Origin of the sequence: Turicibacter sp. HGF1 (assembly GCF_000191865.1) — a bacterium.
Classification (GTDB): Bacteria; Bacillota_I; Bacilli_A; order MOL361; family Turicibacteraceae; genus Turicibacter; species Turicibacter sanguinis.
Genome location: NZ_AEXQ01000106.1, coordinates 1 through 26,645, shown reverse-complemented (window position 1 = coordinate 26,645; position 26,645 = coordinate 1). Strand labels below are relative to the sequence as shown.

Sequence of the window (26,645 nt, the reverse complement as noted above, 5' to 3'; positions counted from 1 at the left end):
TTTTTTAGGTATTAATCAAAGTATGGGATTCCATTTGAATCAAATGTGAAACCTTCTCCTAATGTTTCATAAACATGACTTACAGTTACGAAAGCTTGAGGATCAATTTTATAAATAAGTTCTTTTAAAGAAGATAACTCGCGTTTATTGATAATGGTCATGACAATGACTTTATCATTTTTATTATAAGTTCCCATCCCATGAATAAAGGTTGCCCCTCGGTTCATTTTAGTGTGAATGGCAGCTGCAATTTGTTCATAATTATTTGAAATAATGAGAACCTTGTGTCCAGCCTGGAAACCTTCTTGGAATTTTCCAATGATAATGGCAGCAATATAAAGCCCAATAATGGTATAAATGGCATTTGTAAATGATAAGAAAATAATAAGTGAAATCGTGATGACAATAGCATCAAAAGTGAACATTGTACGTGACATTGGAATGTCGAGTTTATCTTTTATAATTTTAGCAATAATGTCAACACCACCTGTTGTTCCACCCGCATTAAAGATAATCCCAAGTCCAGAACCCACAAAGACTCCCATTCCGATAGCAGCTAAAATCATATCATTTGGAAGTGGCGGGATAATATGTCCAATCATTTCAAAGATTCTTAGGAAAACAGACAGCATAACCGTTCCGAAAATCGTGAGCCAAAATCCTTTTTTACTGAATTGTTTGTATCCGATAATTAACATAGGTATATTCAAGAGTAGGTTTGAAACAGCCGTACTAATTCCAAAGACATGAAATAAAATAATTGTAATTCCTGTAAATCCACCTTCAGCCATGTGATTAGTGATGGCAAAATTTATAATTCCAAAAGCCATCAATGCGGTTCCTAAAGAAATCAATAGTAGTTGTTTTAATAATTTTTGTGACACGTTAGAACCTCCTAGAATATTTTACTATTAGTTATTATTATATCATGAATGGATGAATAAACTATAACGAATAGACAAATTTTGAGGTGAGATGATGAAAAAGATAGTAGTGGGTGGCTTAAATGGGAAAATGGGAAGCTTTCTTGTCGAAGCATTGAAGAATGAGGAAGATTTAAAGTTAGTAGCTGGTGTGAGTGAAGTAGAAGATTTAACGGGTGACATCCCCGTATATTCAGACCCTCAAAAAGTAATTAATGAAATTGAGTTTGATGTGTATGTTGATTTTACTGTCTATGAATTTGCAAAAATAGCGTCGGAACTCATGTTAAAATCAGGAAAATCGATTGTGATCGGAACGACTGGATTTAATAAAGCTGACGTCGATTATTTAAAAGATGTGGCCAGACAATATGGAGGGCGCGGAGTCATTGCCCCAAACTTTTCAATTGGTGCCATTTTAATTAATAAGTTTACGGAAATGTGTTCTCATTATTTTGATAATTTTGAAATTGTAGAATATCATCATATCAATAAAAAAGATAAACCATCAGGAACGGCAGTTTATTTAGCTAATACACTAGACTGTTCTTTGAAACGAAAGTTAGCCTCAACTCATGTGCATAGTATTCGAATGCCAGGGATTTTAGCGAAACATCAGGTGTTAATTAGTGATGATTATCAAACACTTGAGCTCATCCATCAATCCAATAGCCGCCATTCATTTGAAAAAGGAATTATTTTAGCCATTCGAAAAGTTGAAAACTTAAATGAACTGGTGTATGGATTACAACATTTAATTGATTAAGAAGATAAAAACCTCCTTAAAATAATAAAGGAGGTTTTTTATTGATTATCTTGTTTAATGTTAAGTATAATAAAAGGAGTATAATTAAATTGGAGTGTTAAAAATGAGTTTAATCCGTGTTGGAAAGGTTGTTTTGAACCGTTTGATAGAAAATGGATATGAAGCTTATTTTGTAGGTGGAATGGTTCGCGATCGATTGCTAGGTCGAGACATTTATGATATTGATATTACAACGTCCGCTAAACCTGATGTCGTCATTGGGTTATTTGAAAAGACGATTCAGACTGGAATTAAACATGGAACGGTGACCGTCATGATAGAAGGAATACCGGTTGAAGTCACAACTTTTCGTGTTGAAGAAGCATACGAAGACTTTAGAAGACCGAGTGAGGTTAGGTTTACGTCATCTCTAATAGAAGATTTAAAGCGTCGAGACTTTACGGTGAATGCGATAGCAGAGTCAATTGATGGAACGCTTGAGGATCCCTTTCATGGACTTAAGGATTTAAGTAATCGTCAAATTAAGGCCGTAGGAGAGGCGAAGGAGCGCTTTATTGAAGATCCGTTACGAATGTTGCGCGGACTTCGTTTTATGTCAAAACTCGGCTTTGAGTTAGAGGATGAAACGTCTAAAGCAATAGGTGAAGTGGGCGCTTTAATTGAACACATCTCAAAAGAACGAATCAAAAAAGAAATTGAAGGGATGGTAAGTGGTGAGTTTTCATTAAAGGCATTTAATCTGCTAATCCATACCCCACTTTGTGACTCCATCACTTATTTTAAAGAACTGAAGCGATATTCAAGTTCTAACTTAGCAAGGCTAGAAGAGGGCGTTGAGTTATTTGCGTTAATTGGTTTGACAGTTGAGGAAATGGAAGACTATTTAAAAGCTTGGCCTTTTTCTAACGTTGAAAAGCGTATGATTAAAGCGATTAGGGAGTGTTATGACAAACAGTTGCCCCCTCAGTATATTCAGTATAAATACAAAGAAGATTTAGCTCTCCATTATCATCGAATTCAGAATGTATTAAAACAATCAGTTGAAAAATTTGAGTTAAGAGAGCTACCGATTACTGATCGAAAAGAATTGGCGATTGAGGTAGCGGATATTATACAGTGTATTAATCACCCTAAAGGTCCATGGCTTAGTCAGCTACTTGAGGCGTTAGAGTTTGAAGTTGTAATGGGAACACTTGAAAATGAGGTCGTGAGTTTGCGAAACTATATTCAACAGTTAGGAGAAGGTTATGAAATCAAAAAATAGGTGGTTAAAACGATTTGTTTTATTAATAATTGTCCTAATTATTTCGGGATTTTTATTACTATTTTCTTATGTAATGGGACATGAAAAAAGTTTGATGAATTATCAGTCATCGCTTTCTAAGTTACCGGAGGTTGAGCAAGTGCTTGAAATTTCTGAGTATCAAGGGATTGATGCCTATTACGTGGCTAAAGTATTGCTAACGAATGAGACAGAGCAGTATTATTTTATTAAAGATAATGTCGTGGTTTATCAAGTCGAAATAAACAAGATTTTATCAACTGATGCCATTGTAAATAAAGCTTTATCGCTAACAGGTAGTGGGAAAGTGAAGCATTATTATTTAGGGTTTTTGGATGAAAATCCAATTTATGAAGTGTTAGTGACAACGTCTAAAGGTGAGGAATATGTGATTTTAAATGCTTTAGACGGAGAATTGATTTCGCATTTTATTATTGATTAGGAGTATAAACATGATGTATGACTTATGGGAAAAAAAGCTGCTAGATTTTAATACATTATTGTTAACAATCTATAAAGAGCTTGAGTTAAATGAACAAGAATTTGTTTTTATTTGTTTGCTAGCTAATTTAATTCAAACGAATCCAGGTGGGTGGACCTTTGCCGACATTTCAAAACAGATGACGCTTGATGATGGCAGTTGTTCGCTATTATTTATCGGTCTTGTTGAACGTAAGTATATCTTGGTGAGTAGTAAAACAGATGAATTTGGAAAACGATTTGAAGAATATTCATTATCTCCTTTATTTACGCGTATTGAGAAGCATTTAAAACAGAAGAAAAATCAATCGAAGTCCACGCAACGAGAAGAGATTTTTACGTTGCTTGAGCAGGAGTTTGGAATTTTAAGCCCGCTTGATATAGAAACGATTCACATGTGGATGACAGAAGATAATTTTGATCCAGAACTGATTAAGTTAGCCATTTATGAGGTGAATGCGAATCAAATTAAATCAATTCGCTATATTGATAAAATTTTACTCGAGTGGAAAAAGAAAAATATTACAACCGTTGAGGAAGCTAAACGTCAGTTGATTCAGTTCAGACAACGTAAACAAAGTCCTATGGCAACGAATAATGAAGCTCCAGTAGTCGATCCTAATTTTTATTATGACTGGATGAATGAATAAAGAGGAAGTGAGCAAATGGTATCGAAGAAAAAAGCACTTGAAATCATTGATGTGATGGAAACATTATTTCCAGATGCGCACTGTGAATTAAATTTTAAAAATGAGTTTGAACTGGTATTAGCTGTTTTATTATCTGCCCAAACAACCGATAAAAGTGTTAATAAGCTAACTCAAACGTTATTTGAGAAATATAAATGTCCAGAAGATTATATCAAGGTTCCGTTAAGTGAGCTTGAGCAAGATGTTAAAACGATTGGATTATATCGAAATAAGGCGAAAAATATTCAAGCTTTGTCTCAAATCTTATTAGATAAATATGATGGAGTCGTTCCTTCGACATTTGAGGAACTCGTGAAACTACCAGGTGTTGGTCGAAAAACAGCCAATGTTGTTTTATCTGTTGGATTTGGAGTGCCACGTATAGCAGTAGATACACATGTTGAGCGTATCTCAAAGCGATTAGACTTTGCTAAAAAAGATGATACGGTCCTTGAAGTAGAAAATAGATTAATGAAGTTGATTCCAGAAAATAGATGGTCAAAAGCACACCATCTAATGATTTTCTTTGGTCGCTATCACTGCACGGCTAAGAATCCAAAATGTGAAACCTGTCCTTTGTTTGATGCATGTAAAGAAGGAAAAAAATTAATTAAAAAATAAAAAAGAGAAACGATTTAATCGTTTCTCTTTTTTTATTTAGTTAAAGAAGTTAAACAATGTTCTGATGAAACTAATCGTTTGGGCTCCTACTGGAGTTGCTCGCTCATCATCACCATCTCCATTTACGCCTGAATCTGGATTAATTGGATCCGGAATGACAGGCGTTTCTGGTGTTTCTGGTGTGGTACTAGCAGGTCCTTTTGAAACCGTGATGGTTAACGTTGAACCTGGTGTAATAGCAGATCCAATACCCGGATTTGAACCGATGAATCCACCACTTGCAATTGTTTCATGATTTTCTTGGTTGACTTTAATTGAAATCGAATTCAGAGTTCCCCAAGCTTGATATTTATTAATGAAGTCTGAATCTGACTGATAGTTTGGAACGACTAACTGGCTAGTAGCTACTTTGACATAAACGGTTGAACCAGGAGTTAATGTTCCACTGTTTGGAGAATTTGAAATGATAATTCCTTCAGCTACTGTTGTGCTTGGTTCGTCACTGAATGAAATATTAATTCCATTAGAACTTCCCCAAGATTCAGCTTGTGCTTTTGTCCAACCAGCCATATCTGGAATACTAACTGGTTTAAAGCAATTCTCACAGTCTACTGTGATACTGTTTGAATTATTACTTGCTAGAGCCCCGTAATTTTCATAACGTGCACGAATATAGAAATCTGTATAGTAAGACATTTCACCGTATCCAAGATCTTTTGTGAATGAATTATCACTTGTTGTTCCTAAGTGAACCTCATTGCCATCCATGTCTTTGGCATACACATCATAGACAGTTCCACCAATTGTATCTAATTGGAATTTCATCATGTAAAGTTGATCTTCTGGAACTTCAAGTTCTTTACAGCTACTTAACTTTGTACAGTTAGGTGTAATTGATTTATATTGACTGATTAAGCTATTGATATAGTTATAATCTAGCGTATAAGTTTTAATGTGTTCCCAAGATAATTGAAGTTGGCTTCCATTATAAGATCCTGTTAAGTTTTGTGGTGTAGCTAATTGTTCAAAACGCGTTGAATAAACAGATGGTTGACTACCTTTAGGGAATAATTCAGACGCTTTATAGGCATCCGGTGTTAAAGAAGAAGCTAATTGTACTTGTCCATCTTCTGCACCACTTTCCTTTTCAATTGTGACACTGACTACTGAATCAGGTCGAGTTGGTTCCACATATCCTGCTGGATTTAAATAAGACATCAGGTTTTTAAAGACATACCAAGGAGCTGATTGTTCGCTGTTTGAAATATAGTGTCCTTGGCTCGTATCGGTATAACCGGTCCAAATGGCTGCTGTGTATTCGCTTGAATATCCAACAAACCATGAGTCACGAATTGCATTGTCTGGCATTCCATATTTTTCACGAATTTCTTGTGGGAAGTTTGTTGTTCCTGTTTTACCTGATAAATACATACTTGTAACATTTGCCGTTTTCCCGGTTCCATCTGTCATAACCGTGTGTAACATATCCGTTATAATATAGGCTGTTTCAGGACTCATTGCTGTCTCAGATTTTTGATCGGCATAGATGGTTGTTCCGTCTGATAAGACGATTTTTTCAATGGTGATAGGTTCATTATATGTTCCACCATTACCAAACGCTGCGTAAGCACCTGCCATATCAAGAGGAGAGAATCCTGTTTCAACTCCACCAATCGCTGTTGATTCATTTAATGTATCTTCAACTGGCATTCCAAGTCCTTGCGCAAATTCGGCTACTTTTTTATCCCCAACTGCATTAAATGCTTTAACAGCTGGGACATTTAATGATTTATTTAAAGCATTACGAATTGTCATACGTCCTTGATACATGTGGTTGTAGTTATGAACCATGACATCACTACCATTTTGGTAGGCATAATGATCATCGTTAATGGTTGTTCCTGAACCCCATCCAAGATATTCAATGGCAGGACCATAAGCGAAAATTGGTTTTGCTGTTGAACCAGGTTGGCGCTGGATTTGTGTTGCTAAGTTAAACGTACGCTCACCCTCAGCACTTCCTCCCCCAATCGCTCTGATTTCTCCTGTTTTCGTATCCATGAATATAATTCCTGATTGTAAATCTTGTGGCCAAGTATAATATTGATTTGTATTTTGTAAATCATAAACAAATGCTTGGGCGTATGGGTCCATTGTTGTATAAATTTGAAGTCCTGAATAAGGATCTAAACCGTATTTTTCTTGAACTTCATTGATAACAACGTCAATAAATGACTGGTATTTTGTTTTATCATCGACACCGCTTGTTTGATAAGCCAACATATCAGTAATTGGTTTGGCAGCAGCTAGGGTTGCCATATCTTCAGTGATATATCCGTGTTTAACCATTAGTTTTAAAACGGTATTACGTCGAGTTTCACTTGCATCAGGATTGGTATCTGGTCGATAAACGTTTGGTAATTGGACAATACCTGCAAGCGTTGCAGCTTCTGATAATGTTAAATCACTTGCATCCTTACCAAAGTAGTATTCAGACGCTTTTTGAATTCCGTTTACACTTCCTCCAAAGGGCGAGAAGTTTAAGTAAGCTTCAATAATTTGCTCTTTTGTTAGTACTTTTTCAATTTGAATTGATAAGTAAATCTCTTTGATTTTACGATCAATACTTTTTTCACTAGTTAAGTGAGATTGTTTAATTAACTGTTGAGTTAAGGTACTAGCCCCTTGGTCAAAATCACCTGATTTTAAGTTTGTTATTAAAGCAACTAAAAAACGTTGCCAGTCTACACCGTGATGTTCAAAGAATTTTGAATCTTCTACAGAGACAATGGCATCAATTAAAACAGGAGAGATTTGGTCATAGGTTACCCACTCACGTTTTTGAACACCAAGTTCATCAATAACATTTCCATCTTTATCATAAATATAACTTGATTCTGTCGCATAGATTTTTGAAATATCTAATTCTGGAGCAGTTTCAATCGTTTTGAAAATGATGAAACCACCAATCATCATTGCTGCGATTCCCCCCAATAAGACAACCAATAGGAATCCTTTTAAAATCGTTCCAACCGATTGAAATAGGGTGAGAGAAAATTTTTGTGCACCTTTATTTTTGTTCATCAACGTCACCGCCTTTTATTTTTTATAAGAATAATTCTTCTACCACTTTTAAATAATCAATTCTTGGATACGCTCCTTCATTGATTAAGGTTGCATGCTCCAAAAACTCCTCACGTTTTATCGAACGTCTACTACCTAGTTTATATTGTTGCCAAAACTCGATGAGCTTTTCACCAGGAAGTAAATAAATTTCATTAAATTTAGAAAATTTGACAAGTAAAAAGACAATTCCCCCATGTTTTAAAACTTGAGCCATATGTTCTACCTGATGTGCGTGGAGATTTTGAAGAGGGAAAATAGTTACATTAGATGTTTCTTTTGCTTCAAAATCGATATAGTGTCCTTTGAAAATGCCGTTAAAATCTGTTGTTGACGGCGTTCTAAAATAGGCTTCTGTTATAACAGCAGCCGCACGTTTTGGATAGTTTACTTTAACAATTTGCACAGGTGTTGGTTTTTTATGAATGACCGCTTTATTTGTGGATAAATAATATTCATTTGAACGATTTAAATCATCTTCAAAAGACATTCCACGTTTTCCAAAAGTAATCGTTTTTTCACTTGAAGATTTAGAGATAACAGTTGATTTTTTTTTGTGGGGATAATTCACTGGGCTATACACCTCCTAATTGTATATCTTATCAAAAAAAAGGAAAAAAAGCTAATCTTACATAAGATTTCATATTAATATTGAAAGGAGTTTGGTAGATAAAATAAAAAAATAGAATTTATTTACAATTGACTTTTATTTTGAAATTTGCCATAATATAAAATGTAACATTCGGGTAATTGCAGTGTCTTATGACATTGAGGAAAGTCCATGCTCGCACAACCTGCGATGGTTGTAGTGATCGTGCCTAACCAAACAATAAGTTAGGGCAGTCAAATATGTGACTGACGGCTGGGAAAGCACCTAAGTCTTTGGATATGGTGTGATTACCTTTAAAAGTGCCACAGTGACGATAACTGTCGGAAACGGCGGAGTGGAACGGGTAAACCCCACGAGCGAGAAACCCAAATTTGGTAGGGGCACTTCTAAAGCGGAACTGAACGCGTATGGAAGGTAGAGAGTTATTCTCTACAGACAGATAATTACCACCTGAGTACGAGGAGGCATCCGTATGTAGTACAACGGTACAGAACATGGCTTACAGAATGTTATCTATGCATTTAATAAAAACACAGCACACAACAAGATTTGTTGTGTTTTTTTGTTTATAACAAAATATAAAATGTATGAATTATTTAAATTAACTAAACATATGAAAGATAAAGACAATCAATATAACTGGAAAAAACAAGATAAATTTGATAGTTTCGGTATAAAAATACTTATATTCACTTTTTAAATAAATATAGGTATGCTATTATTAATTTAGTTTGTTTTTATGGATGTTACGGGAGGTGTTGGAAATGGATTTTTCAAATAAAGAAAGTAATCAAAAATTAGCTGATTATTTGCGTGAACAACGTTTGAATCGAAGTTTAAATTTAGACGATGTCTCTGACAAAATAGGGGTTCCGATTCAACATTTAAAGAATATTGAAAGTGGCGATTTTTCAAGATTTGATGAGTTTTATTTAAAAATGTATATTAAAAAATATGCTAGTTTTTTATCTTTAAATGTAGATGAAATTTATCAATCTTTCTATGGTGAACAGATAAAACGAGAAGTTGAAGTTAAAATTAAAAAACAGAAGACAGAGAAGCGAACACGTAATTTTGGTCGCCTTGGTGGAATTGTTGCTACCATATTAGTGATTGGTTTAGGTGGGTATTTTGTGATCGACATGATTAAAGCGGCTTCAGAAAAACCAACCGAAGAAGTTGTGATTAAAAATCCAAACTCATCTGAATTGATTAATGAACCAACAAAAAATACAGAAAATGAAGAAAAAAAAGATGCAGAAATGGTAGAACCGGAAATTTCGTTACCAAAAACAACCATATCGAAAGTATCACAAAACAATCAATCAACGATTTATGATGTGATGTCTGAGGGTGAGCAATTAGATTTAAAAATGGTATTTAACAATGATTGTTGGTTAAATGCAACGATGAATAATCAAAGTATTATTCCTGGGGAAACTTATCGAACTAATGATGTCTTTGAGTATACGTTTACTAAAGATATGCTAACCAATAATGAGGGAGTTTTAGAATTTAATATCGGTAATGTAACCGGATTAGAGATGATGATTAATGGAGAGCTAGTTAGCATTGACGAGACGGTTCCTCATCAATACATTACACTAAATATGAAAGTAAAATAGGTGAAAGTTATGAATTTAGCAAATAAGTTGACACTATTACGTGTGATTTTAATTCCATTTTTTATTGTTTGTTTTTATATCCCAAATTTAGTTTTTAATGTTGTAAATCTAAATGATTATCAAATTCCATTTGCAAATATTTTAGCGTTAATTATCTTTTTAGTTGCCGCAATTACGGATTTTATTGATGGATATATTGCGCGTAAATATAATATGATTACAGATTTTGGGAAGTTTATGGATCCATTGGCAGATAAGTTATTAGTAACAGCCGCTTTATTAATGTTACTTGAAAATACATTAATTTCTGGTTGGGTTGTGTTTGTTATTTTAGCACGTGAATTTATTGTAACAGGGTTCAGAACCATTGCAGCTTCAAAAGGTGTTGTGATTGCAGCAGGATGGTTAGGGAAAATCAAAACAGTTGTTCAATTTATTATGATTTCAACGTTATTATTATTAAATTATCCATTTGAGTTATTAAATTTACCAGTGGATCAAATCTTTGTAGCCTTAGCTGTTATTTTAACCTTAGCTTCAGGGGTTGAGTATATTTACAAAAATCTTCATATTTTTGATGGGGCAAAATAAATATTTTTTAAAAAAGCGAATTTTTGTTCGCTTTTTTGTTGCGCTAAAATAAAAAATAGTTTATTATTAAACTAAATTAAAGGAAATAGTCAACAAAATGGGTATGTTATAAGTAGATAAATAATGAAAGTGGAGGATTAAAATATATGAGTAATAATCGCGAAGCAGCTTTAATGCAGGCGCTTAAAAGTATTGAAAAGCAGTACGGAAAAGGATCTGTCATGAAGCTAGGTGAAAAAACAGATACAAGAATTGAAGTTGTTTCTTCAGGTTCATTAGCACTTGACTCTGCTTTAGGTGTTGGAGGTTATCCTCGAGGACGTGTTATTGAAATTTATGGACCAGAAAGTTCAGGGAAAACAACATTTGCGTTACATGCCATTGCAGAGGTACAAAAAAAAGGTGGAACAGCTGCGTTTATTGATGCAGAACATGCGTTGGATCCAGCTTATGCTGAAAAATTAGGAGTCGATACGGATGAATTATTAGTGTCGCAACCTGATACAGGTGAGCAGGCATTAGAAATTGCTGAAGCTTTAGTTCGAAGTGGAGCGATTGATATTTTAGTTATTGACTCAGTTGCCGCTTTAGTACCACGTGCTGAAATTGAAGGTGAGATGGGTGATTCACACGTCGGATTACAAGCACGATTAATGTCTCAGGCACTGCGTAAATTATCAGGTGCGATTAACACGACCAAAACCATCGCTATTTTCATTAATCAAATCCGTGAAAAAGTGGGGATTATGTTTGGTAACCCTGAAGTAACACCAGGGGGGCGTGCCTTAAAATTCTATTCAACGATTCGTCTTGAAGTACGTCGTGGAGAACAAATCAAGTTAGGAACAGATATTGTTGGAAACGTTGCGAAAATTAAAGTCGTGAAAAATAAAGTTGCTCCACCTTTTAAAACAGTTGAAGTAGATGTCATGTATGGTGAAGGGGTTTCTAAACAAGGAGAGATTCTTGATTTAGCTGTTGAATATAATATCATTGAGAAGAGTGGTTCTTGGTACTCATATAACGGTGAGAAATTAGGACAAGGACGTGAAAATGCTAAATTGTTCTTAAAAGAGAATCCATTTGTGATGGAAGAAGTAGCCGAATTAATTCGTGCTGAATTAAATATTGCAACAGATACGGTGCAAAATACTGGTTTAGATTTAAATTTTGATGAAGAATAAAAATAAAAAGAAGCGTTTATTATAAACGCTTCTTTTTTGTATAAAAAAGTAATAAATAGTAGAAAATAAGGAAGATTTGTAAAACAAATTCACCTTTTTAAGAAGATAAGAAAAATTAGGAAACAGTTTTTGTTTGTTTGTTGTGGAATTCTTGACATGTTATTACAATAATATTAAAATAAATAATGTAGTATTATATCGTAATACTAATTATCTTCAAACTATAGAACCGTTTAGTAGATCTATGGCGGATAATTTGATATTAATTAATTGGAGGTGCGCATATGCTAGAAATTATCATCTCCATTTTGCTAGTAGGGATAGGGTTAGTTATTGGGAATTTTAGAGGAAAGAAAGTCTATCAAGCTGAGATGGAACGAGCTGAACAATCGGCAGGACATATCATCTCAAAAGCAGAAAAAGAAGCTGAATCAAAAAAGAAAGAAGCGCTTTTAGAAACTAAGGAGGAAGTTCAAAAACTTAAAGTTGATGCAGAGCGCGACATTAAGGAAAAGAAAACGGAACTTGTTCGTTTAGAAGAACGTTTAGTACAACGAGAAGAAACAATAGATCGTCGAATTTTAAACTTAGAAAAACGTGAGATTGCTCTTGAAAAGAAAGATGAAGCTATAGCAGAAAAACAACTCGAACTAAAAGAACTAGAAAGCAAAGTGGAAGAAACTTTAGAAGAACAACGTCAAAAATTAGTTGAAATTTCGGGCTTAACAACAGATGGAGCACGAGAAATCATCTTTAGACGTGTAGAAGATGAAATGTCTCATGAAGTAGCGAAGTACATTAAAGAAGAAGAAGAAAAAGCTCGTTTAGAGGCTGATAAAAAAGCTAAAGAGTTAATTGTACTAGCTATTCAAAAATATGCATCAGAACAGACAAGTGACTATAGTGTCAATGTTGTTAACTTACCAAGTGATGAAATGAAAGGTCGAATCATTGGTCGTGAAGGTCGAAATATACGTACGATTGAATCATTAACGGGGGTAGATTTAATCATTGATGATACACCAGAAGCGGTCGTTTTATCATGTTTTGATCCAATTCGTCGTGAAGTGGCTCGTATTACATTAGAGACACTTGTTCAAGATGGAAGAATTCATCCTGCACGTATCGAAGAAATTGTTGAAAAAACACGTCGTGAAGTCGATTTACGCATCCGAGAATACGGTGAAAATGCTGTATTTGAAGTTGGAATCGGGAAAGTTCATCCTGATTTAATGAAAATTTTAGGACGTTTGAATTACCGTACAAGTTACGGACAAAATGTATTGAAACACTCTATGGAAGTTGCCTTCTTATCGGGTATTATTGCAGCTGAATTAGGTGAAGATGTAAAGCTTGCTAAACGTGCTGGTTTATTGCATGACATCGGAAAAGCAGTGGATCATGAGGTAGAAGGAAGCCACGTAGAGATTGGAATTGAATTAGCAACAAGATATCGTGAACACCCAGTTGTTATAGATGGAATTGCATCGCATCATGGTGATGTAGAACCGAAGAGTTTAATTGCAGTTATTGTTGCTGCAGCGGATACTTTATCTGCTGCTCGTCCAGGAGCACGTAGTGAATCTCTTGAAAATTATGTTAAACGTTTAGAACAACTTGAAAATATCGCTTGTCGATTTGAAGGGGTTGAAAAGGCGTTTGCCATTCAAGCAGGTCGTGAAGTACGTGTGGCTGTTATTCCTGAACAATTAGATGATGTTCAAGCTCATCAAGTTGCGCGCGAAATTCGTCAAACAATCGAAAATGAACTAGAATATCCAGGAAATATTAAAATTACGGTAATTCGAGAAACTCGAGCTGTTGAAACAGCTAGATAATTGTTCATATGATGGATTTAAAAGCTATTGATGCTGTCGTATCAATAGCTTTTTAATGTTAAAAAAATATTGCTACAAGATGCTACAAGAAAGGCTGATATCATGAAAATTTTATTTATCGGAGATATTTACGGAACACTTGGTCGTCAAATGATTCAAGAAAACTTACCAAAAATTAAAGAAATGTATAAGCCACACATTATTATTGCGAATGGAGAAAATATTTCTCACGGAAAAGGAATTAACGAGAAATACTATAAGTTTTTACTAGAACAAGGTGTCAATGCTGTGACGCTTGGTAATCATACGTGGGATAATCGTTCTATTTTTGATTTTATTGATGAAGCAGATAAATTAGTTCGTCCAGGGAACTTCCCAGCGTCTAATCCAGGTAAAGGATTAACATTTATTAAATTTAATTCATTAGAGGTTGCCGTTATTTCAGTTCAAGGAAGAACATTTATGCCAATGATTAATTGTCCATTTTTAGCCATTGATGAATTAATTAAAGAAGCGCAAAAGCGTACGAATATTATTTTTGTTGATTTTCATGCAGAAGCAACAAGTGAGAAAGTAGCACTAGGTTATTATGTAGATGGACGTGTTAGTGCTTGCGTGGGAACACATACACATGTTCCAACAGCAGATGAACGCATATTAACAAAAGGAACTGCATATATTACAGATGTTGGGATGACAGGACCGCTTGATGGGGTAATCGGAGTTGAGCGTGAGAATGTTATTAATAAGTTTATTGAAGGCTTACCAATCCGTTTTAATGCAGTTGAACAAGGTTCAGCGCAGTTAAATGCTGTTTTAATTGAAGTAAATGATAAAACGGGGAAAGCATCATCAATTAAACGTATTAATCTCAAGAAAGAATCAAGTCTTTAAAAAGTAGTCATGTATCGGGATGAGGGTGCATAAACTTACTGTGTAAAACAAAAAAGAGGGGGACTAGTATGGAAGTATTAAAAGTATCATCTAAATCTAATCCTAATTCAGTTGCGGGGGCTTTAGCTAATGCATTTCGTGAAAGAGGCTTAGTTGAGATTCAAGCAATTGGGGCAGGAGCATTAAATCAAGCAGTAAAAGCTATTGCTATTGCTAGAGGATATGTAGCACCAACAGGGAAAGATTTAATTTGTATTCCGGCGTTTACAGATATCTTAATTGATGGAGAAGAACGTACGGCAATTAAACTGATTGTTGAATCAAGACAATAAATTTTAAAAATAAAAAAGGGGCTGTCGGAAAATAGATGATTAAATTCATCTAAGAGCGACAGCCCTTTTTTTTCGTTCTATTTTTATGCGAATTCCACTTCAGTATCTGTTTTATCAACAGTTTCGCTCTTTTCAAGCGCACTAAAAGAGAGAATCAAATTCTCCCTAATGATTTTCAATTTAATCTAAGCTACCATTTCTTTAAATAAGTGTTGGTCACTCCTATTATTTTGGATTCTTGTATGTAATTTTCGAATATTAAAAGAAAGTCCAAGTAAGAGCAGTTCCGTTAGAACTTGTTCGTTTCCCCGGGTTAAAAATCTGGTGAAGTTATGATCAGCTTTTAAAACCCCAAACGCTCCTTCTGCTTGGATCGAACGATTGACTCTTAGACAAATCCCTAAATCATTTTTAATATTTTCAAGCGATTCTTCTCTTAAGCGAATGAAGTTTTTAGAAACTTGAATTTTTTTATTCCCTGACGCTTTCGTACATTTTTGTTTAACTGGACAATTTTCACAACTTTGACATTGATAAGTGGTTACCTCAGAGTTAAAGTGTGTTTTTTTATTCTCCTTGATATGGGTTCCGCTGTTAACTAATTTTTGATCATTAGCGCAAGTATAATAATCTTCCGCTTCGTTGTAGTCCATATTCTCTCGTTTTCCAATTGCTTTTTGATAACTTTTTTTCTTAATTTGTTCATAGTTTACAGGTTTAATATACGAAATTTGATGATGGGATTTGAGGTAAGTATAATTTTCTTCACTTTCATAACCTGCATCGGCAATAATACGAGGATATCGACGACCTAATTTTTCAAATAAATGATCTAAGAATGGAATTAGTGTGTTCGTATCGGTTGGATTAGGAAAAGGTTGAATACTGATGATATATTCTGACTCGACACCGACTTGAACATTATACGCTGGTTTTAATTGTCCATTGTTCATATGATCATCTTTTAAATGCATGAAGGTGGCATCGTGGTCCGTTTTAGAATAGCTATTACGCCCATTAAAAATCTCATTAGCTTCTTTATAGCGGCATTGACGTTGATAAAGTTCACGGGCTTGTTCATAAAGTTTTTGAAAACACGATTTTCGTTTTCCTTTCCCCGAAACAAACACAAATTGAGACGTTTCAATTTCTTTGTTCATTAGATAAAGAGCGAGTTGAAGACTTCCTAAAACATCCGTTTCAGTAAATCCACAAACTAAATTCAATTTTTTTTCACATTGTACAAATAGAACTTTCACCTTTTCTAATAGTTTTTCTTCTTGCTTGTGAATTGATTTTTTCCAAGTAAACGTATAGCGATTGGCATTCGCTTCAAGCTTGGTTCCATCAATAAATAAATTTTTCAATTCAATCTCATCTGATTCAATTAATTTTTCAATGAGTTGATAGAATAAATCTTCAAGAATATCCGTGGTTAAACGGTCTTTTCTAAAACTATTAATCAATTGATGGCTAGGGGGTTCATTTCCCTCGAGCAACCACATAAAGTGGGTATCTCTTTGACAAGCAGTCGCAATCGAACGGGAAGAATAATGATTTTCAAGGTAACCAAAGACGATTAATTTAAAGAGGATAACGGGAGAGATTTTAAATTTTCTACCTTGAGTAGAATAAGCCTGAAATAACTTTGTGTAGTCTAATTCCTCCAATACTTGGCTTAACAATCTCACAACGGCATCTTTAGGAATAAAAATATCGAGCTCTAATGGAAGTTTAAGCTGATAATTTTTCGGATATTGGGCATACTGTTTACTGTGTTTGTATTGCATTATAGTATTGTTCATATTATTATAAATGCCCAAAAAGGTCTGTGCTTAGCACAGACCTTTTCTGGTAATTATAGAGTTTTATTTAGGGGCTATTTCGTTACAGCCTCTTTTTTATACCGCTCTCTTTTTAAAACAGAAAATGACATCAGTTGATTATTATGAAGCTAGATTGTATAATAGAGAAAGTAACTGATGACTTGTCACAAAAAGGACAAAATTTGATAGATAGAGCTTTATGATATAGGGTGATAAAAATGAACGAACAACAAAAAGAACTTTCAATGCAGACAAAGCAAGTAAAAGAAGAAAAAGATTATAGTCGATATTTCCAACGTCCAAGTATTACGGATGCTCGTAAACGTAGTCGTGAGCAGGCGCATGTTCACCGTGATTTTGCGATTGAGAATTCAATTAAAAATATTGGACAAGGAAAAAAATATTTAATTCAAACTTATGGTTGTCAAATGAATGAGCACGACTCAGAAGCTATCATCGGAATTGCTGAAGAATTAGGGTATACCAAAGCAACAACACAAGAAGAAGCCGATTTAATTATCTTAAATACGTGTGCCATTCGTGAAAATGCAGAAAATCGTGTTTTTGGTGAATTAGGACGTTTAAAACGATTAAAACGTACAAATCCTGATTTGATTTTAGGGGTTTGTGGATGTATGTCACAGGAAGAAAAAGTTGTAAATCAGATTATGGAAAAATATCAATACGTTGATTTAGTCTTCGGGACACATAACATTTATCGTTTACCAGAATATATTCACAATGCATTAATGGGGAAAGAGCGTGTCATTGAAGTTTGGTCTCAAGAGGGAGAAATCGTTGAAAATATGCCACGTACTCGCCAAGGTAGCATTAAAGCTTGGGTTAATATTATGTATGGTTGTGATGAATTCTGTACATACTGTATTGTACCGTACACACGCGGTAAAGAACGTAGCCGTCTACCAGAAGATATCATTGCTGAAATTAAACATTTAGCCGAAGAAGGATATCAAGAAGTAACATTACTTGGACAAAATGTTAATGCCTACGGAAAAGATTTTAAAGATCGTGAATATACATTCGGTGACTTATTAGATGATTTAAATAAAATTGATCTTCCACGTATTCGCTTTACGACCTCACATCCGCGTGACTTTGATGCAAAAACAATTCAAACATTAGCAAAACGCGGAAACTTAATGGAGCATATTCATTTACCTGTTCAATCAGGAAATAATGAAGTGTTAAAACGTATGAACCGTAAATATACACGTGAAATGTATTTACAATTAGTGCGTGATCTTAAAGAAGCGATTCCAGGTGTTTCAATCACAACGGATATCATTGTAGGATTCCCGGGTGAAACAGAAGAACAATTCCAAGATACATTATCATTAGTTGAAGAAGTAGGGTATGAAGGGGCCTTCACCTTTATTTTCTCACCACGTGAGGGAACTCCAGCAGCTCGTATGGAAGATAATGTGTCAGAAGCTGATAAAAAAGATCGTTTAAATCGTTTAAATGAAGCGATTAATCGTGGATTCCGTAATGGAAATAAACGTTTTGAAGGCCAAGTAGTTGACGTTTTAGTTGAAGGAACGAGTAAAAATGATGAGACGGTATTAGCAGGATATACACGTCACAATAAACTTGTTAACTTCAAAGCAGATGAATCTACGATTGGAAAAATCGTTAAAGTTAAAATCACGGAAGCTAAAACATGGCATTTAGCAGGAGAAATGGTTAACGATGACACAACTAACTAATTTAGCGTCATTTAATGCGTTAAAAGAAAAACTTGATCAAGATGAAGTCATAGTGCGATACCGTCAGTTAGCGGTTAAAGTTCATCAAAACGAAAGACTTTTGAATCTTTATGATGAGTATCTGCAAAAACAAAAAGAGTTAATCAAATTTGAACATTATCATAAATCAGGAGCGGCGTCTTCAGTGGCATCAGAAATGAAATTACTTGAAGACGAGCTTTATGCTAATCCTCTGTTTAATGAATATATTCAAACACAAATTGAATTAAATGAACTATTTCAAAGTATGACTCATATAATAGAATATAAGGTTAATAAACATCTTAGTGAATAGCTAAGATGTTTTTAATTTTAGGAGTGGATAGATGGATTACGGATTACCCATTCAGGAGTGGAGGAATAAAATTAATTCTGAATGAATTATCATAAAGTCCTCCAATTCAGTATCAAATAAGATATGAGCTGAATATAGTATCAGTGAGGAGGTATTAGGATGAATGATATTCGTGAAATTGTAACCAAAGCTGTAATTGGTAAAGGTAAAAAAAGATTTCGTGTTACTGAATCTATTGATGATGTAGCAGCACCTGCTGATAGTATTTTAGGTTGCTGGATCATCAATCATAAATTCGGAGCGCGCAAAAGTGATAATGCTGTTGATGTAAAAGGATTCTATGATATTAACGTGTGGTATTCATATGATGGGAACACAAAAACTGAAGTTGCAAGAAAATGTGTGGATTATGCAGATCATGTTAATGTTCATAGAACCATCCGTGATTGCTTATACGAAGGTGATGAAGTCATCGCTCGTACAATTCAACAACCAACTTGTGTGGATGCAAGAATTGAAGATGGTGAAATCATTGTTGAAGTTGAATTCGAACTGGTTGTAGAAGTCATTGGGGAAACAAAAATGCGCGTTTCTATTTTAGGACCTGTTGGTGTTGACGATGCAGATCTTGAAGATGATGAAGATTCAGAAATTGATCAAGTCAATACGAACTTCTTAGGAAACTCACCATTCAGAGGAGAATAAGGCGATCTCGCCTTATTCTTTTTTATTGATAAAAAGTCGAAAAATGACGAAGATAAGTATTTCCCGGAAAATAACTAAAGGTTAATTGTTTAAAATGATTTAAAGTCGTCGATGATAAGAAGAATCTGCATCAGACAAGCGAGCGGGTTTGTGCTATAATAAAAGAACATGTACTTGAAAAAGGAGTTTTTTTATGCGAGATAAGTCTAAATATACACCGATGATGCAACAATATTTAACAATAAAAGAGAATTATCAAGACGCATTCGTCTTTTTTAGATTAGGAGATTTTTACGAATTATTCTTTGAAGATGCTCAACTGGCGGCGAAAGAGTTAGAGATTGCATTAACTGGGCGTGAAGCAGGAGCAGAAGAACGCGTTCCAATGTGTGGGGTTCCTCATCATGCGGCCGATAATTATATTAATCGATTAATTGAAAAAGGATATAAAGTGGCAGTTTGTGAACAAGTTGAAGACCCAGCGAGTGCGAAGGGAGTTGTTCGTCGAGAAGTGGTTCGAATGTTAACACCTGGAACTGTGATGAATCAAAATGCTTTAAATGAAAAAGAGAATAATTTCATTATTTCAATTGTTGGAACCACTCAAGGCTATTCAATCGTCTATAGTGATTTATCAACAGGTGAAAACTATGCGATGAATTTAGAAAAAGATGCTCAAGTTTTAATGGGTGAACTCATTAGCCTTGGGTGTAAGGAAATCGTCATCGGTCCAGATGTTGAGATTAAAATGTTTGATAATCTTCGTGCCTTAAAACAAATTGTTTTATCGTTTGAGGAAAATTGTATTCTACCTATTGAATATCAGATCTTAGTATCAGAAATAAGTGATTCAAATCTTCAGGCTGCTTTTGGACGTTTAATTAACTATTTAATTCGGACACAAAAAAGTGCACTCGGTCACTTACAGCCGGTTAGTTTAACAAAGAATGATGATTTTTTACATATCGACTATAATTCACGACGAAATTTAGAATTAACGGAAACGATTCGTTCAAAATCACGTCAAGGTTCATTACTATGGTTACTAGACAAAACAAAAACAGCCATGGGGAGTCGTTTGTTAAAACAATGGATTGAACGTCCATGTATTAATGAACAAGTGATTAAAGAACGTTTAGATGTTGTTGAAGCTTTCATTGGCGATTTTATGGTGAAAGAAGAATTAAAACAACATTTAAATGAAGTTTATGATTTAGAACGTTTATCAGGGCGTATTGGATTTGGAAACGCCAATGCTCGTGATTTATTACAATTAAATTCATCACTAAAGCAAATCCCGAACATTAAATCGTTACTCAGTCAACTATCAATTCCATCGGTTTTTTCACAACTTGAAAAGATGGTTGATTGTACTCATATGACGCAGTTGCTTGAAAAAGCGATTGTTGAAAATCCACCGATTGGAATTAAAGAAGGTGGCATTATTAAAGATGGTTATAACGAGACATTAGATGAGTATCGTTATGTTATTAACCATGGAAAAGATTGGATTTTGGCTTTAGAAGCACAAGAGCGTGAAAAAACAGGAATTAAATCATTAAAAATTAAGTTTAATAAAGTATTTGGTTATTACATTGAAATCAGTAAAGCAAACTTGCACTTGATTCCTGAGAATGCAGGATATGAACGTAAACAAACGTTAGTGAATGCGGAGCGCTTTGTGACACAAGAATTAAAAGAAAAAGAAAATTTAATTTTAAATGCAGAAGAAAAATCAATCCAATTAGAATATGAATTGTTCTCAGAACTTCGTGGCATTGTTAAAAATGAAATTCCTAAAATTCAACAGATTGCAAAAGTGCTAGCGTATTTTGATGTATTACAAGCTTTTGCAACAATGAGTGAAGAGAATCGTTACACGCGTCCGATGTTAAATAAAAATCATGTGATTGAAATTAAAGATGGACGTCATCCTGTTGTTGAAAAAGTTTTAAAAGATGTGCAATATGTTGAAAATGATTGTATCATGCCATCAGATTTATCAATCCTATTGATTACAGGCCCTAACATGTCAGGTAAATCGACGTATATGCGTCAGTTAGCCCTGATTTCCATTATGGCTCAAATTGGATGCTTTGTTCCGGCAAGTTCAGCCAATCTTCCAATTTTTGATCAAGTCTTTACACGTATTGGAGCAGCGGATGATTTAGTATCGGGTCATAGTACGTTCATGGTTGAGATGATGGAAACCAATTATGCATTGGAGCATGCGACAAAAGATAGTTTAATTTTATTAGATGAAATTGGACGTGGAACTGCTACGTTTGATGGAATGGCGCTTGCACAATCGATTATAGAATATGTACATGATAATATCGGTGCTAAAACCTTATTTTCGACACATTACCATGAGTTAACACAACTTGAACAGCAATGTCCTCATTTACAGAACCGCCATGTTCGTGCCGAAGAGCATCAAGGTCAGTTAATCTTCATGCATAAAGTAATGGAAGGGCCGTCGGATAAATCATACGGAATTCATGTTGCAGAAATTGCCAAACTTCCTTCCCCCTTAATAACACGTGCAAAAGAGTTATTAACAGCTCTTGAAGAAGATAAAGTGATGATTCAACCAGCTCCTGTTGTAAAAGAAGAACCAAAGGTTTTAGGAGGTAGTGGGCAGTTATCGTTATTTGAAGAGGCTAAACCAATTGTTAAAGAAGTCGTTAAAGTTGAAAAAAAGGTCGAGATTGTCAATCCATATGAGGATATTATTGAAGAATTACAGTCTATTGATTTATATCAGTTAACGCCAATGCAAGCGATGAATGCGATGTATGAGATTAAGGTTAAACTCAATAATCGAAAGTAGGTGACGTATGGGAAAAATTAGACGTATGAGTGAGCAACTTGCCAATATGATTGCAGCGGGGGAAGTAATTGAGCGCCCCGCCTCAGTTGTTAAAGAGTTGCTTGAGAATGCGATTGATGCTAATAGTACGAGTATTGAAATTCAATTACAGGACTCAGGTGTTCGTCAAATCAGAGTGATCGATAATGGGGAGGGAATGAGTGAGAGTGATGCTCTCCTTGCCTTTGAACGTCATGCGACGAGTAAGGTTAAAACCCAATATGATATTTTTAGAATTCAAACACTTGGGTTTCGTGGTGAGGCCCTTCCGTCAATTGCTTCGGTTTCAGATGTTCATGTGAAAACATCGGATGGTGCGTCTTCGGGTGTTCATTTAAATATTAAAGCAGGAGAAGTTTTAGTGAATGAGCCGGGTGTGATGCGTAAAGGAACGGAGATGGAAGTCAATCATTTATTTTTTAATACACCAGCTCGCTTAAAACATATTAAGTCATTGAATACAGAGCTTAGTCATATTACAGATTATTTAAATAAAATTGCACTCTCTCACCCTGAAATTGCATTCAAGCTTTTAAATAATCAACGTTTACTTTTTCAAACGAATGGACAAAATAATTTGCAAAGCGTGATTGCAAGTGTTTATGGTTTTGATGTAGCTAAAAAAATGATTCCATTTTCGGCGAAAAATGATGATTTTGAGATTTCTGGATTTTTAAGCGATCCGATTATTAATCGTGCTTCCCGTAATTATGTGACGATTATCGTGAATGGGCGCGCGATTCGTAATTATAATTTGATGCGTTCGATTATAGAGGCTTATCATACGTTACTGCCTAAAGATAAGTATCCGATTGTGGTGCTTAATTTAAAACTAGATCCCATTTTAGTAGATGTTAACGTTCATCCAGCAAAGCTTGAGGTCCGCTTTTCGCAGGAGGAATCACTTAAAACATTTATTTATCATGAACTTCGCAACGTGTTAAAGCAAGTAGAATATATTCCAGAAACACAAATTGAAGAGCCGAAGGTCGTGATGCCAAAGCCAATTCAGCAAACGTTAAGTTTAACGAAGGAGGCGACTTTTAAGCCGACGATTGCGGTTCAGATGGTTGATGAAAATCCTATTGAATTAAAAAAAGAGAGTGTTGACGTAAAAAAAGAGTCAGTTCATGTTGAAGAAGTGGCAGAACCGATGGTTTCACTTGAACAACCCGCTCAAGATTTTAAAGTGGTCGTTCCAACGAGACAAGCGATTCCGCAGTTAGAACTTCATTATATTGGGCAATTACACGGAACATATTTATTGGCTCAAAATGAAGAAGGATTATTTATTGTCGATCAACATGCCGCAATGGAACGTATACAATATGAAAAAAATTATGCCTTACTTAAAGATGTGAAGGGTGATTGTATTGAACTCATTATTCCGATGGTGTTAAAATATTCGGCGAATGAATTATTGCTTTTAAAAGAGTCGTTACCTTCTTTAATGAAGTTTGGATTTGAGATTGAAGAGTTTGGCGGTCAATCACTTGTTGTTCGTACGATTCCCGTCTGGGTTCAAAATTTAGATGCTAAATTAATTGTAGAGACGATTTTACAGCAAATCATTTATGATAATAAAGTGGATATTGGTAAGTTACGCGAATCAGTGGCGATTATGATGAGTTGTAAAGGGTCGATTAAAGCGAATCAGTATATTAATGAGCATGAAATTAAACAGATGTTAGTTGATTTATGTTTATGTGATCAACCATATACGTGTCCACACGGACGTCCGATTATTGTAAAATTAACAAAATATGAAATTGAAAAATTGTTCAAGCGAGTCATGTAGGTGAAAAAAATGGATGTTATTTGTATTGTAGGTCCGACGGCAGTTGGAAAAACAAAGTTAAGTATTGAATTAGCGAAGCAGTTAAAGGGTGAAATCATTAGTGGTGATTCGATGCAAATTTATAAAACAATGGACATTGGAACAGCCAAAGCAACGATTGAAGAACGTGAAGGGATTGTTCATCATTTAATTGATGAAAAAAATCCAGATGAACCTTATTCAGTAGCGGAATTTCAAAAAACGGTGCGTGCAAAGATTGATCAAATTAAAAGTCGCGGGAACATGCCAATTATTGTAGGGGGGACGGGACTTTATATTAAAAGTGTTTTATATGATTACGAATTTGCAGGAGAATCAGAGACGAAAGAAGTCGATGATGAAAAATATAAGGATTTTGATAATGAATCCTTGCATCAAAAATTAGCAGAGGTTGATGAAGAAGCTGCGAAGACGATTCACCCGAATAATCGTAAGCGTGTTATTCGCGCGCTTGAAATTTTTGAAACATCAGGGGTGAAAAAATCTGAGATGATTCAAACACAACAACATGAATTGATATATGACGTTGCTTTAATCGGATTAACAGATGATCGCGATGTATTGTATGACCGTATTAATAAACGTGTGGATGTTATGTTTGAAACAGGACTTGTTGAGGAAGTGAGAGCTTTATTTGAAGCGGGAATTCCTCAGACGGCACAATCGATTCGTGCCATTGGTTATAAAGAGTTATATGATTATTTTAATGGCCTCACGTCTCTTGAGGAGTGTAAAGAATTAATTAAGCGCAATTCACGTCGTTATGCAAAGCGTCAATATACGTGGTTTAATAATCAAATGGATGTTAAGTGGTTCAAGGTGGATGTAAATCAGTTTGAAAAAACAGTTCAAAATGTTTTAACCTATATTGAATTAAAAAAAATGGATTAACTAGATTGTTAATCCATTTTTTATTTAATAAGGAGAGTTGATACTTTTTGATAAATTTTTTAGTAGCAAGAGAATGATGGCGATGACTGTTTTTTAACTCATCTTTAGTTTAGAGGGAGTTAGATGTTTACTTAACCAAAAAGCTGAAGTTAGAATAACAAAGGGATGAAGGCATTAAAGTGAAGTGACATAAAAAAATACCTTAATGAATGATTCATTAAGGTATTTTTGATTAGTGCATATTTCTAAATAAACCGATTACTTTGCCAACGATGTAAACATCGTTGGCAATAATCGGTTCTAATAAATCATTTTCTGGTTGTAAACGAATATGACCAGATTCTTTGAAGAACCGTTTAACCGTCACTTCATGATCATCTAGCATGGCTACTACAATATCCCCGTTATGGGCATCTTGCTGTTGTTGCACGATGATTTGATCACCATCATGGATTCCAGCATTAATCATTGAATCACCATGGACATTTAACATAAAGACAGTTTGGTTAGAAGGAATTAAATGTGTCGGAAGAGGGAAGAAATCATCAGGGTTTTCAATGGCTTCAATTGGCATCCCTGCTGTTACTTTACCGATTACCGGAACATTAACAACCGATTTGAATTCAATAATTTTTGAATCATTTTTAGCAGCCTTTGATTCTGTCTCATTTGCTAAAATCACAATTCCTCGTGTTGTCGATTTATCTTTACGGATAAATCCTTTCTTTTCAAGTTGATTTAGTTGGTTATGAACTGAAGCAGTTGATGAAAGACCAACAGCTATTCCAATTTCTCGAACACTTGGCGGATATCCTCGTTTATCAATTTCGGCTTTAATAAAATCAAGAATCGCTTGTTGACGTTTTGTAATAGGTTTCATGATATAACCTCCTTCCATTTTATTAATTTCATTATATCAGTAAAAAGAATAAAAGACAAACATTTGTTCTTTTTATATTGACGACAAACGAATGTTCGAATATAATAAAATTATAAAATCGAACATTTGTTTTAATAAAAGAGGGATAAAGATGTTTAATAAGTTTTGTTTATTTATTTATAGTTATCGATATTTAATTGGATTTTATTTTATTTGTTTAGGAATGATGATGATTGCACTGACTGATATCACGGATCTACTTATGTATTTAAAACCGAATACGATTATTCCGTTTTTAGAAGTATTTGCTTATCAAAAGAAGTGAAATTTGGTATATTAAAAGGGTGATCAAACATGGAGGTGCTAAAAATGTTAACGCCAGAAAAATTAAGTCGTTTAAATGAATTAGCGAAGAAGAAAAAAGAAGGAACTTTAACTGAAGAAGAAATGAAAGAGCAACAAGCTTTACGTGAAGAGTATCTATTAACTTTCAGAGAAAGTATGAAAAATACAATTGAAAATATGAGAGTCATTGATCCAAATGGTGATGATGTGACGCCAGAGAAAGTTAAAAAAATTCAAGAAGAGCGCGGAACTGTGATTCATTAATAAAAA

24 protein-coding genes and 1 other RNA gene are annotated in these 26,645 nt (G+C 34.5%); 20 read left to right on the top strand and 5 right to left on the bottom strand.

Annotation, left to right across the window (positions count from 1 at the left end; all coding sequences use genetic code 11):
* Positions 1-11: 11 nt before the first annotated feature.
* Positions 12-884, bottom strand: a complete 873-nt coding sequence (locus HMPREF9402_RS10665; RefSeq protein ID WP_006785415.1) for a YitT family protein — start codon at positions 882-884, stop codon at positions 12-14.
* 94 nt (positions 885-978) lie between these two features.
* Here HMPREF9402_RS10665 and dapB point away from each other — a divergent pair, with 94 nt between their 5' ends.
* From dapB to nth, 5 genes are all read left to right on the top strand, one after another.
* Positions 979-1,689, top strand: a complete 711-nt coding sequence (gene dapB / locus HMPREF9402_RS10660) for a 4-hydroxy-tetrahydrodipicolinate reductase (RefSeq protein WP_006785416.1) — start codon at positions 979-981, stop codon at positions 1,687-1,689.
* Positions 1,690-1,792: 103 nt separating this feature from the next.
* Positions 1,793-2,953: a CCA tRNA nucleotidyltransferase gene (locus HMPREF9402_RS10655; protein ID WP_009607341.1), complete on the top strand. Its 1,161-nt coding sequence runs from the start codon at positions 1,793-1,795 to the stop codon at positions 2,951-2,953.
* Positions 2,937-3,413, top strand: a complete 477-nt coding sequence (locus HMPREF9402_RS10650) for a hypothetical protein (RefSeq protein ID WP_009607331.1) — start codon at positions 2,937-2,939, stop codon at positions 3,411-3,413. The genes HMPREF9402_RS10655 and HMPREF9402_RS10650 overlap by 17 nt, the downstream gene beginning before the upstream one ends.
* 10 nt (positions 3,414-3,423) lie before the next feature.
* Positions 3,424-4,101 carry a DnaD domain-containing protein gene (locus tag HMPREF9402_RS10645; protein WP_009607332.1) on the top strand — a complete coding sequence of 226 codons (678 nt, stop codon included), beginning with the start codon at positions 3,424-3,426 and terminating at the stop codon, positions 4,099-4,101.
* Positions 4,102-4,116: 15 nt separating this feature from the next.
* The gene (nth, locus tag HMPREF9402_RS10640; protein ID WP_006785420.1) at positions 4,117-4,761 is read left to right on the top strand and encodes an endonuclease III; all 645 of its coding nucleotides are present in this window, start codon (positions 4,117-4,119) and stop codon (positions 4,759-4,761) included.
* A 36-nt stretch (positions 4,762-4,797) separates the two neighbouring features.
* On the opposite strand, the gene HMPREF9402_RS10635 is transcribed toward nth, so the two are convergent.
* Together HMPREF9402_RS10635 and recU are read right to left on the bottom strand one after the other, a co-directional pair.
* Positions 4,798-7,845 (bottom strand): PBP1A family penicillin-binding protein, encoded by a 3,048-nt coding sequence (locus HMPREF9402_RS10635; protein WP_009607334.1) that lies wholly within the window; start codon positions 7,843-7,845, stop codon positions 4,798-4,800.
* 22 nt (positions 7,846-7,867) lie between these two features.
* Positions 7,868-8,455, bottom strand: a complete 588-nt coding sequence (gene recU, locus HMPREF9402_RS10630) for a Holliday junction resolvase RecU (protein ID WP_009607335.1) — start codon at positions 8,453-8,455, stop codon at positions 7,868-7,870.
* A gap of 167 nt (positions 8,456-8,622) precedes the next feature.
* Between recU and rnpB the strand changes: the two genes are divergently transcribed.
* The 7 genes from rnpB to HMPREF9402_RS10600 all read left to right on the top strand — a co-directional run bounded on the left by rnpB (position 8,623) and on the right by HMPREF9402_RS10600 (position 14,958).
* An RNA gene (gene rnpB / locus HMPREF9402_RS14235) (RNase P RNA component class B) lies at positions 8,623-9,001 on the top strand.
* Positions 9,002-9,258: 257 nt separating this feature from the next.
* Positions 9,259-10,119 (top strand): helix-turn-helix domain-containing protein, encoded by an 861-nt coding sequence (locus HMPREF9402_RS10625; protein ID WP_006785423.1) that lies wholly within the window; start codon positions 9,259-9,261, stop codon positions 10,117-10,119.
* Positions 10,120-10,128: 9 nt separating this feature from the next.
* The gene (gene pgsA, locus HMPREF9402_RS10620; protein ID WP_006785424.1) at positions 10,129-10,710 is read left to right on the top strand and encodes a CDP-diacylglycerol--glycerol-3-phosphate 3-phosphatidyltransferase; all 582 of its coding nucleotides are present in this window, start codon (positions 10,129-10,131) and stop codon (positions 10,708-10,710) included.
* 146 nt (positions 10,711-10,856) lie between these two features.
* On the top strand, positions 10,857-11,894 hold the full coding sequence (gene recA / locus HMPREF9402_RS10615; protein ID WP_006785425.1) for a recombinase RecA: 1,038 nt from the start codon (positions 10,857-10,859) through the stop codon (positions 11,892-11,894).
* A 284-nt stretch (positions 11,895-12,178) separates the two neighbouring features.
* Positions 12,179-13,732, top strand: coding sequence for a ribonuclease Y (rny, locus tag HMPREF9402_RS10610; protein WP_006785426.1), 1,554 nt, complete (start codon positions 12,179-12,181; stop codon positions 13,730-13,732).
* Positions 13,733-13,834: 102 nt separating this feature from the next.
* Positions 13,835-14,626: a TIGR00282 family metallophosphoesterase gene (locus HMPREF9402_RS10605; RefSeq protein ID WP_006785427.1), complete on the top strand. Its 792-nt coding sequence runs from the start codon at positions 13,835-13,837 to the stop codon at positions 14,624-14,626.
* Positions 14,627-14,694: 68 nt separating this feature from the next.
* A complete protein-coding gene (locus tag HMPREF9402_RS10600; RefSeq protein ID WP_006785428.1) occupies positions 14,695-14,958 on the top strand; it encodes a stage V sporulation protein S in 264 nt (87 codons plus the stop codon).
* 185 nt (positions 14,959-15,143) lie between these two features.
* On the opposite strand, the gene HMPREF9402_RS10595 is transcribed toward HMPREF9402_RS10600, so the two are convergent.
* Positions 15,144-16,748 (bottom strand): IS1182 family transposase, encoded by a 1,605-nt coding sequence (locus HMPREF9402_RS10595; RefSeq protein ID WP_009607336.1) that lies wholly within the window; start codon positions 16,746-16,748, stop codon positions 15,144-15,146.
* A gap of 254 nt (positions 16,749-17,002) precedes the next feature.
* Here HMPREF9402_RS10595 and miaB point away from each other — a divergent pair, with 254 nt between their 5' ends.
* The 6 genes from miaB (at position 17,003) to miaA (ending at position 25,150) form a co-directional block, all read left to right on the top strand.
* Entirely contained in the window at positions 17,003-18,511 is a 1,509-nt protein-coding gene (gene miaB / locus HMPREF9402_RS10590; protein WP_006785429.1) for a tRNA (N6-isopentenyl adenosine(37)-C2)-methylthiotransferase MiaB, read from the top strand.
* Positions 18,495-18,845: a YlbF family regulator gene (locus HMPREF9402_RS10585; RefSeq protein ID WP_006785430.1), complete on the top strand. Its 351-nt coding sequence runs from the start codon at positions 18,495-18,497 to the stop codon at positions 18,843-18,845. Before miaB ends, HMPREF9402_RS10585 begins: the two co-directional genes overlap by 17 nt.
* 159 nt (positions 18,846-19,004) lie before the next feature.
* Entirely contained in the window at positions 19,005-19,550 is a 546-nt protein-coding gene (gene cotE / locus HMPREF9402_RS10580; protein WP_006785431.1) for an outer spore coat protein CotE, read from the top strand.
* A 193-nt stretch (positions 19,551-19,743) separates the two neighbouring features.
* On the top strand, positions 19,744-22,383 hold the full coding sequence (gene mutS / locus HMPREF9402_RS10575) for a DNA mismatch repair protein MutS (RefSeq protein WP_009607339.1): 2,640 nt from the start codon (positions 19,744-19,746) through the stop codon (positions 22,381-22,383).
* 7 nt (positions 22,384-22,390) lie between these two features.
* Positions 22,391-24,220, top strand: coding sequence for a DNA mismatch repair endonuclease MutL (mutL, locus tag HMPREF9402_RS10570; protein ID WP_006785433.1), 1,830 nt, complete (start codon positions 22,391-22,393; stop codon positions 24,218-24,220).
* A 9-nt stretch (positions 24,221-24,229) separates the two neighbouring features.
* Positions 24,230-25,150 (top strand): tRNA (adenosine(37)-N6)-dimethylallyltransferase MiaA, encoded by a 921-nt coding sequence (miaA, locus tag HMPREF9402_RS10565; protein WP_006785434.1) that lies wholly within the window; start codon positions 24,230-24,232, stop codon positions 25,148-25,150.
* Between the two features lie 232 nt (positions 25,151-25,382).
* Here the strand turns inward: miaA and lexA are convergent, their stop codons facing one another.
* A complete protein-coding gene (gene lexA, locus HMPREF9402_RS10560; RefSeq protein WP_006785435.1) occupies positions 25,383-26,030 on the bottom strand; it encodes a transcriptional repressor LexA in 648 nt (215 codons plus the stop codon).
* Between the two features lie 151 nt (positions 26,031-26,181).
* On the opposite strand from lexA, the gene HMPREF9402_RS14605 reads away from it, so the two are divergent.
* Positions 26,182-26,355: a hypothetical protein gene (locus HMPREF9402_RS14605; RefSeq protein ID WP_009607333.1), complete on the top strand. Its 174-nt coding sequence runs from the start codon at positions 26,182-26,184 to the stop codon at positions 26,353-26,355.
* Between the two features lie 44 nt (positions 26,356-26,399).
* Positions 26,400-26,639 (top strand): DUF896 domain-containing protein, encoded by a 240-nt coding sequence (locus HMPREF9402_RS10555; RefSeq protein WP_006785436.1) that lies wholly within the window; start codon positions 26,400-26,402, stop codon positions 26,637-26,639.
* The last annotated feature ends 6 nt before the right edge of the window (positions 26,640-26,645 follow it).

Excerpts from the sequence above, each read along its gene's own strand:
- dapB (WP_006785416.1), top strand. The coding sequence starts at position 979 with ATGAAAAAGATAGTAGTGGGTGGCTTAAATGGGAAAATGGGAAGCTTT.
- HMPREF9402_RS10655 (WP_009607341.1), top strand. The coding sequence starts at position 1,793 with ATGAGTTTAATCCGTGTTGGAAAGGTTGTTTTGAACCGTTTGATAGAA.
- HMPREF9402_RS10650 (WP_009607331.1), top strand. The coding sequence starts at position 2,937 with ATGAAATCAAAAAATAGGTGGTTAAAACGATTTGTTTTATTAATAATT.
- HMPREF9402_RS10645 (WP_009607332.1), top strand. The coding sequence starts at position 3,424 with ATGATGTATGACTTATGGGAAAAAAAGCTGCTAGATTTTAATACATTA.
- nth (WP_006785420.1), top strand. The coding sequence starts at position 4,117 with ATGGTATCGAAGAAAAAAGCACTTGAAATCATTGATGTGATGGAAACA.
- HMPREF9402_RS10635 (WP_009607334.1), bottom strand. The coding sequence starts at position 7,845 with ATGAACAAAAATAAAGGTGCACAAAAATTTTCTCTCACCCTATTTCAA.
- HMPREF9402_RS10625 (WP_006785423.1), top strand. The coding sequence starts at position 9,259 with ATGGATTTTTCAAATAAAGAAAGTAATCAAAAATTAGCTGATTATTTG.
- pgsA (WP_006785424.1), top strand. The coding sequence starts at position 10,129 with ATGAATTTAGCAAATAAGTTGACACTATTACGTGTGATTTTAATTCCA.
- recA (WP_006785425.1), top strand. The coding sequence starts at position 10,857 with ATGAGTAATAATCGCGAAGCAGCTTTAATGCAGGCGCTTAAAAGTATT.
- rny (WP_006785426.1), top strand. The coding sequence starts at position 12,179 with ATGCTAGAAATTATCATCTCCATTTTGCTAGTAGGGATAGGGTTAGTT.
- HMPREF9402_RS10605 (WP_006785427.1), top strand. The coding sequence starts at position 13,835 with ATGAAAATTTTATTTATCGGAGATATTTACGGAACACTTGGTCGTCAA.
- HMPREF9402_RS10600 (WP_006785428.1), top strand. The coding sequence starts at position 14,695 with ATGGAAGTATTAAAAGTATCATCTAAATCTAATCCTAATTCAGTTGCG.
- HMPREF9402_RS10595 (WP_009607336.1), bottom strand. The coding sequence starts at position 16,748 with ATGCAATACAAACACAGTAAACAGTATGCCCAATATCCGAAAAATTAT.
- miaB (WP_006785429.1), top strand. The coding sequence starts at position 17,003 with ATGAACGAACAACAAAAAGAACTTTCAATGCAGACAAAGCAAGTAAAA.
- HMPREF9402_RS10585 (WP_006785430.1), top strand. The coding sequence starts at position 18,495 with ATGACACAACTAACTAATTTAGCGTCATTTAATGCGTTAAAAGAAAAA.
- cotE (WP_006785431.1), top strand. The coding sequence starts at position 19,005 with ATGAATGATATTCGTGAAATTGTAACCAAAGCTGTAATTGGTAAAGGT.
- mutS (WP_009607339.1), top strand. The coding sequence starts at position 19,744 with ATGCGAGATAAGTCTAAATATACACCGATGATGCAACAATATTTAACA.
- mutL (WP_006785433.1), top strand. The coding sequence starts at position 22,391 with ATGGGAAAAATTAGACGTATGAGTGAGCAACTTGCCAATATGATTGCA.
- miaA (WP_006785434.1), top strand. The coding sequence starts at position 24,230 with ATGGATGTTATTTGTATTGTAGGTCCGACGGCAGTTGGAAAAACAAAG.
- lexA (WP_006785435.1), bottom strand. The coding sequence starts at position 26,030 with ATGAAACCTATTACAAAACGTCAACAAGCGATTCTTGATTTTATTAAA.
- HMPREF9402_RS14605 (WP_009607333.1), top strand. The coding sequence starts at position 26,182 with ATGTTTAATAAGTTTTGTTTATTTATTTATAGTTATCGATATTTAATT.
- HMPREF9402_RS10555 (WP_006785436.1), top strand. The coding sequence starts at position 26,400 with ATGTTAACGCCAGAAAAATTAAGTCGTTTAAATGAATTAGCGAAGAAG.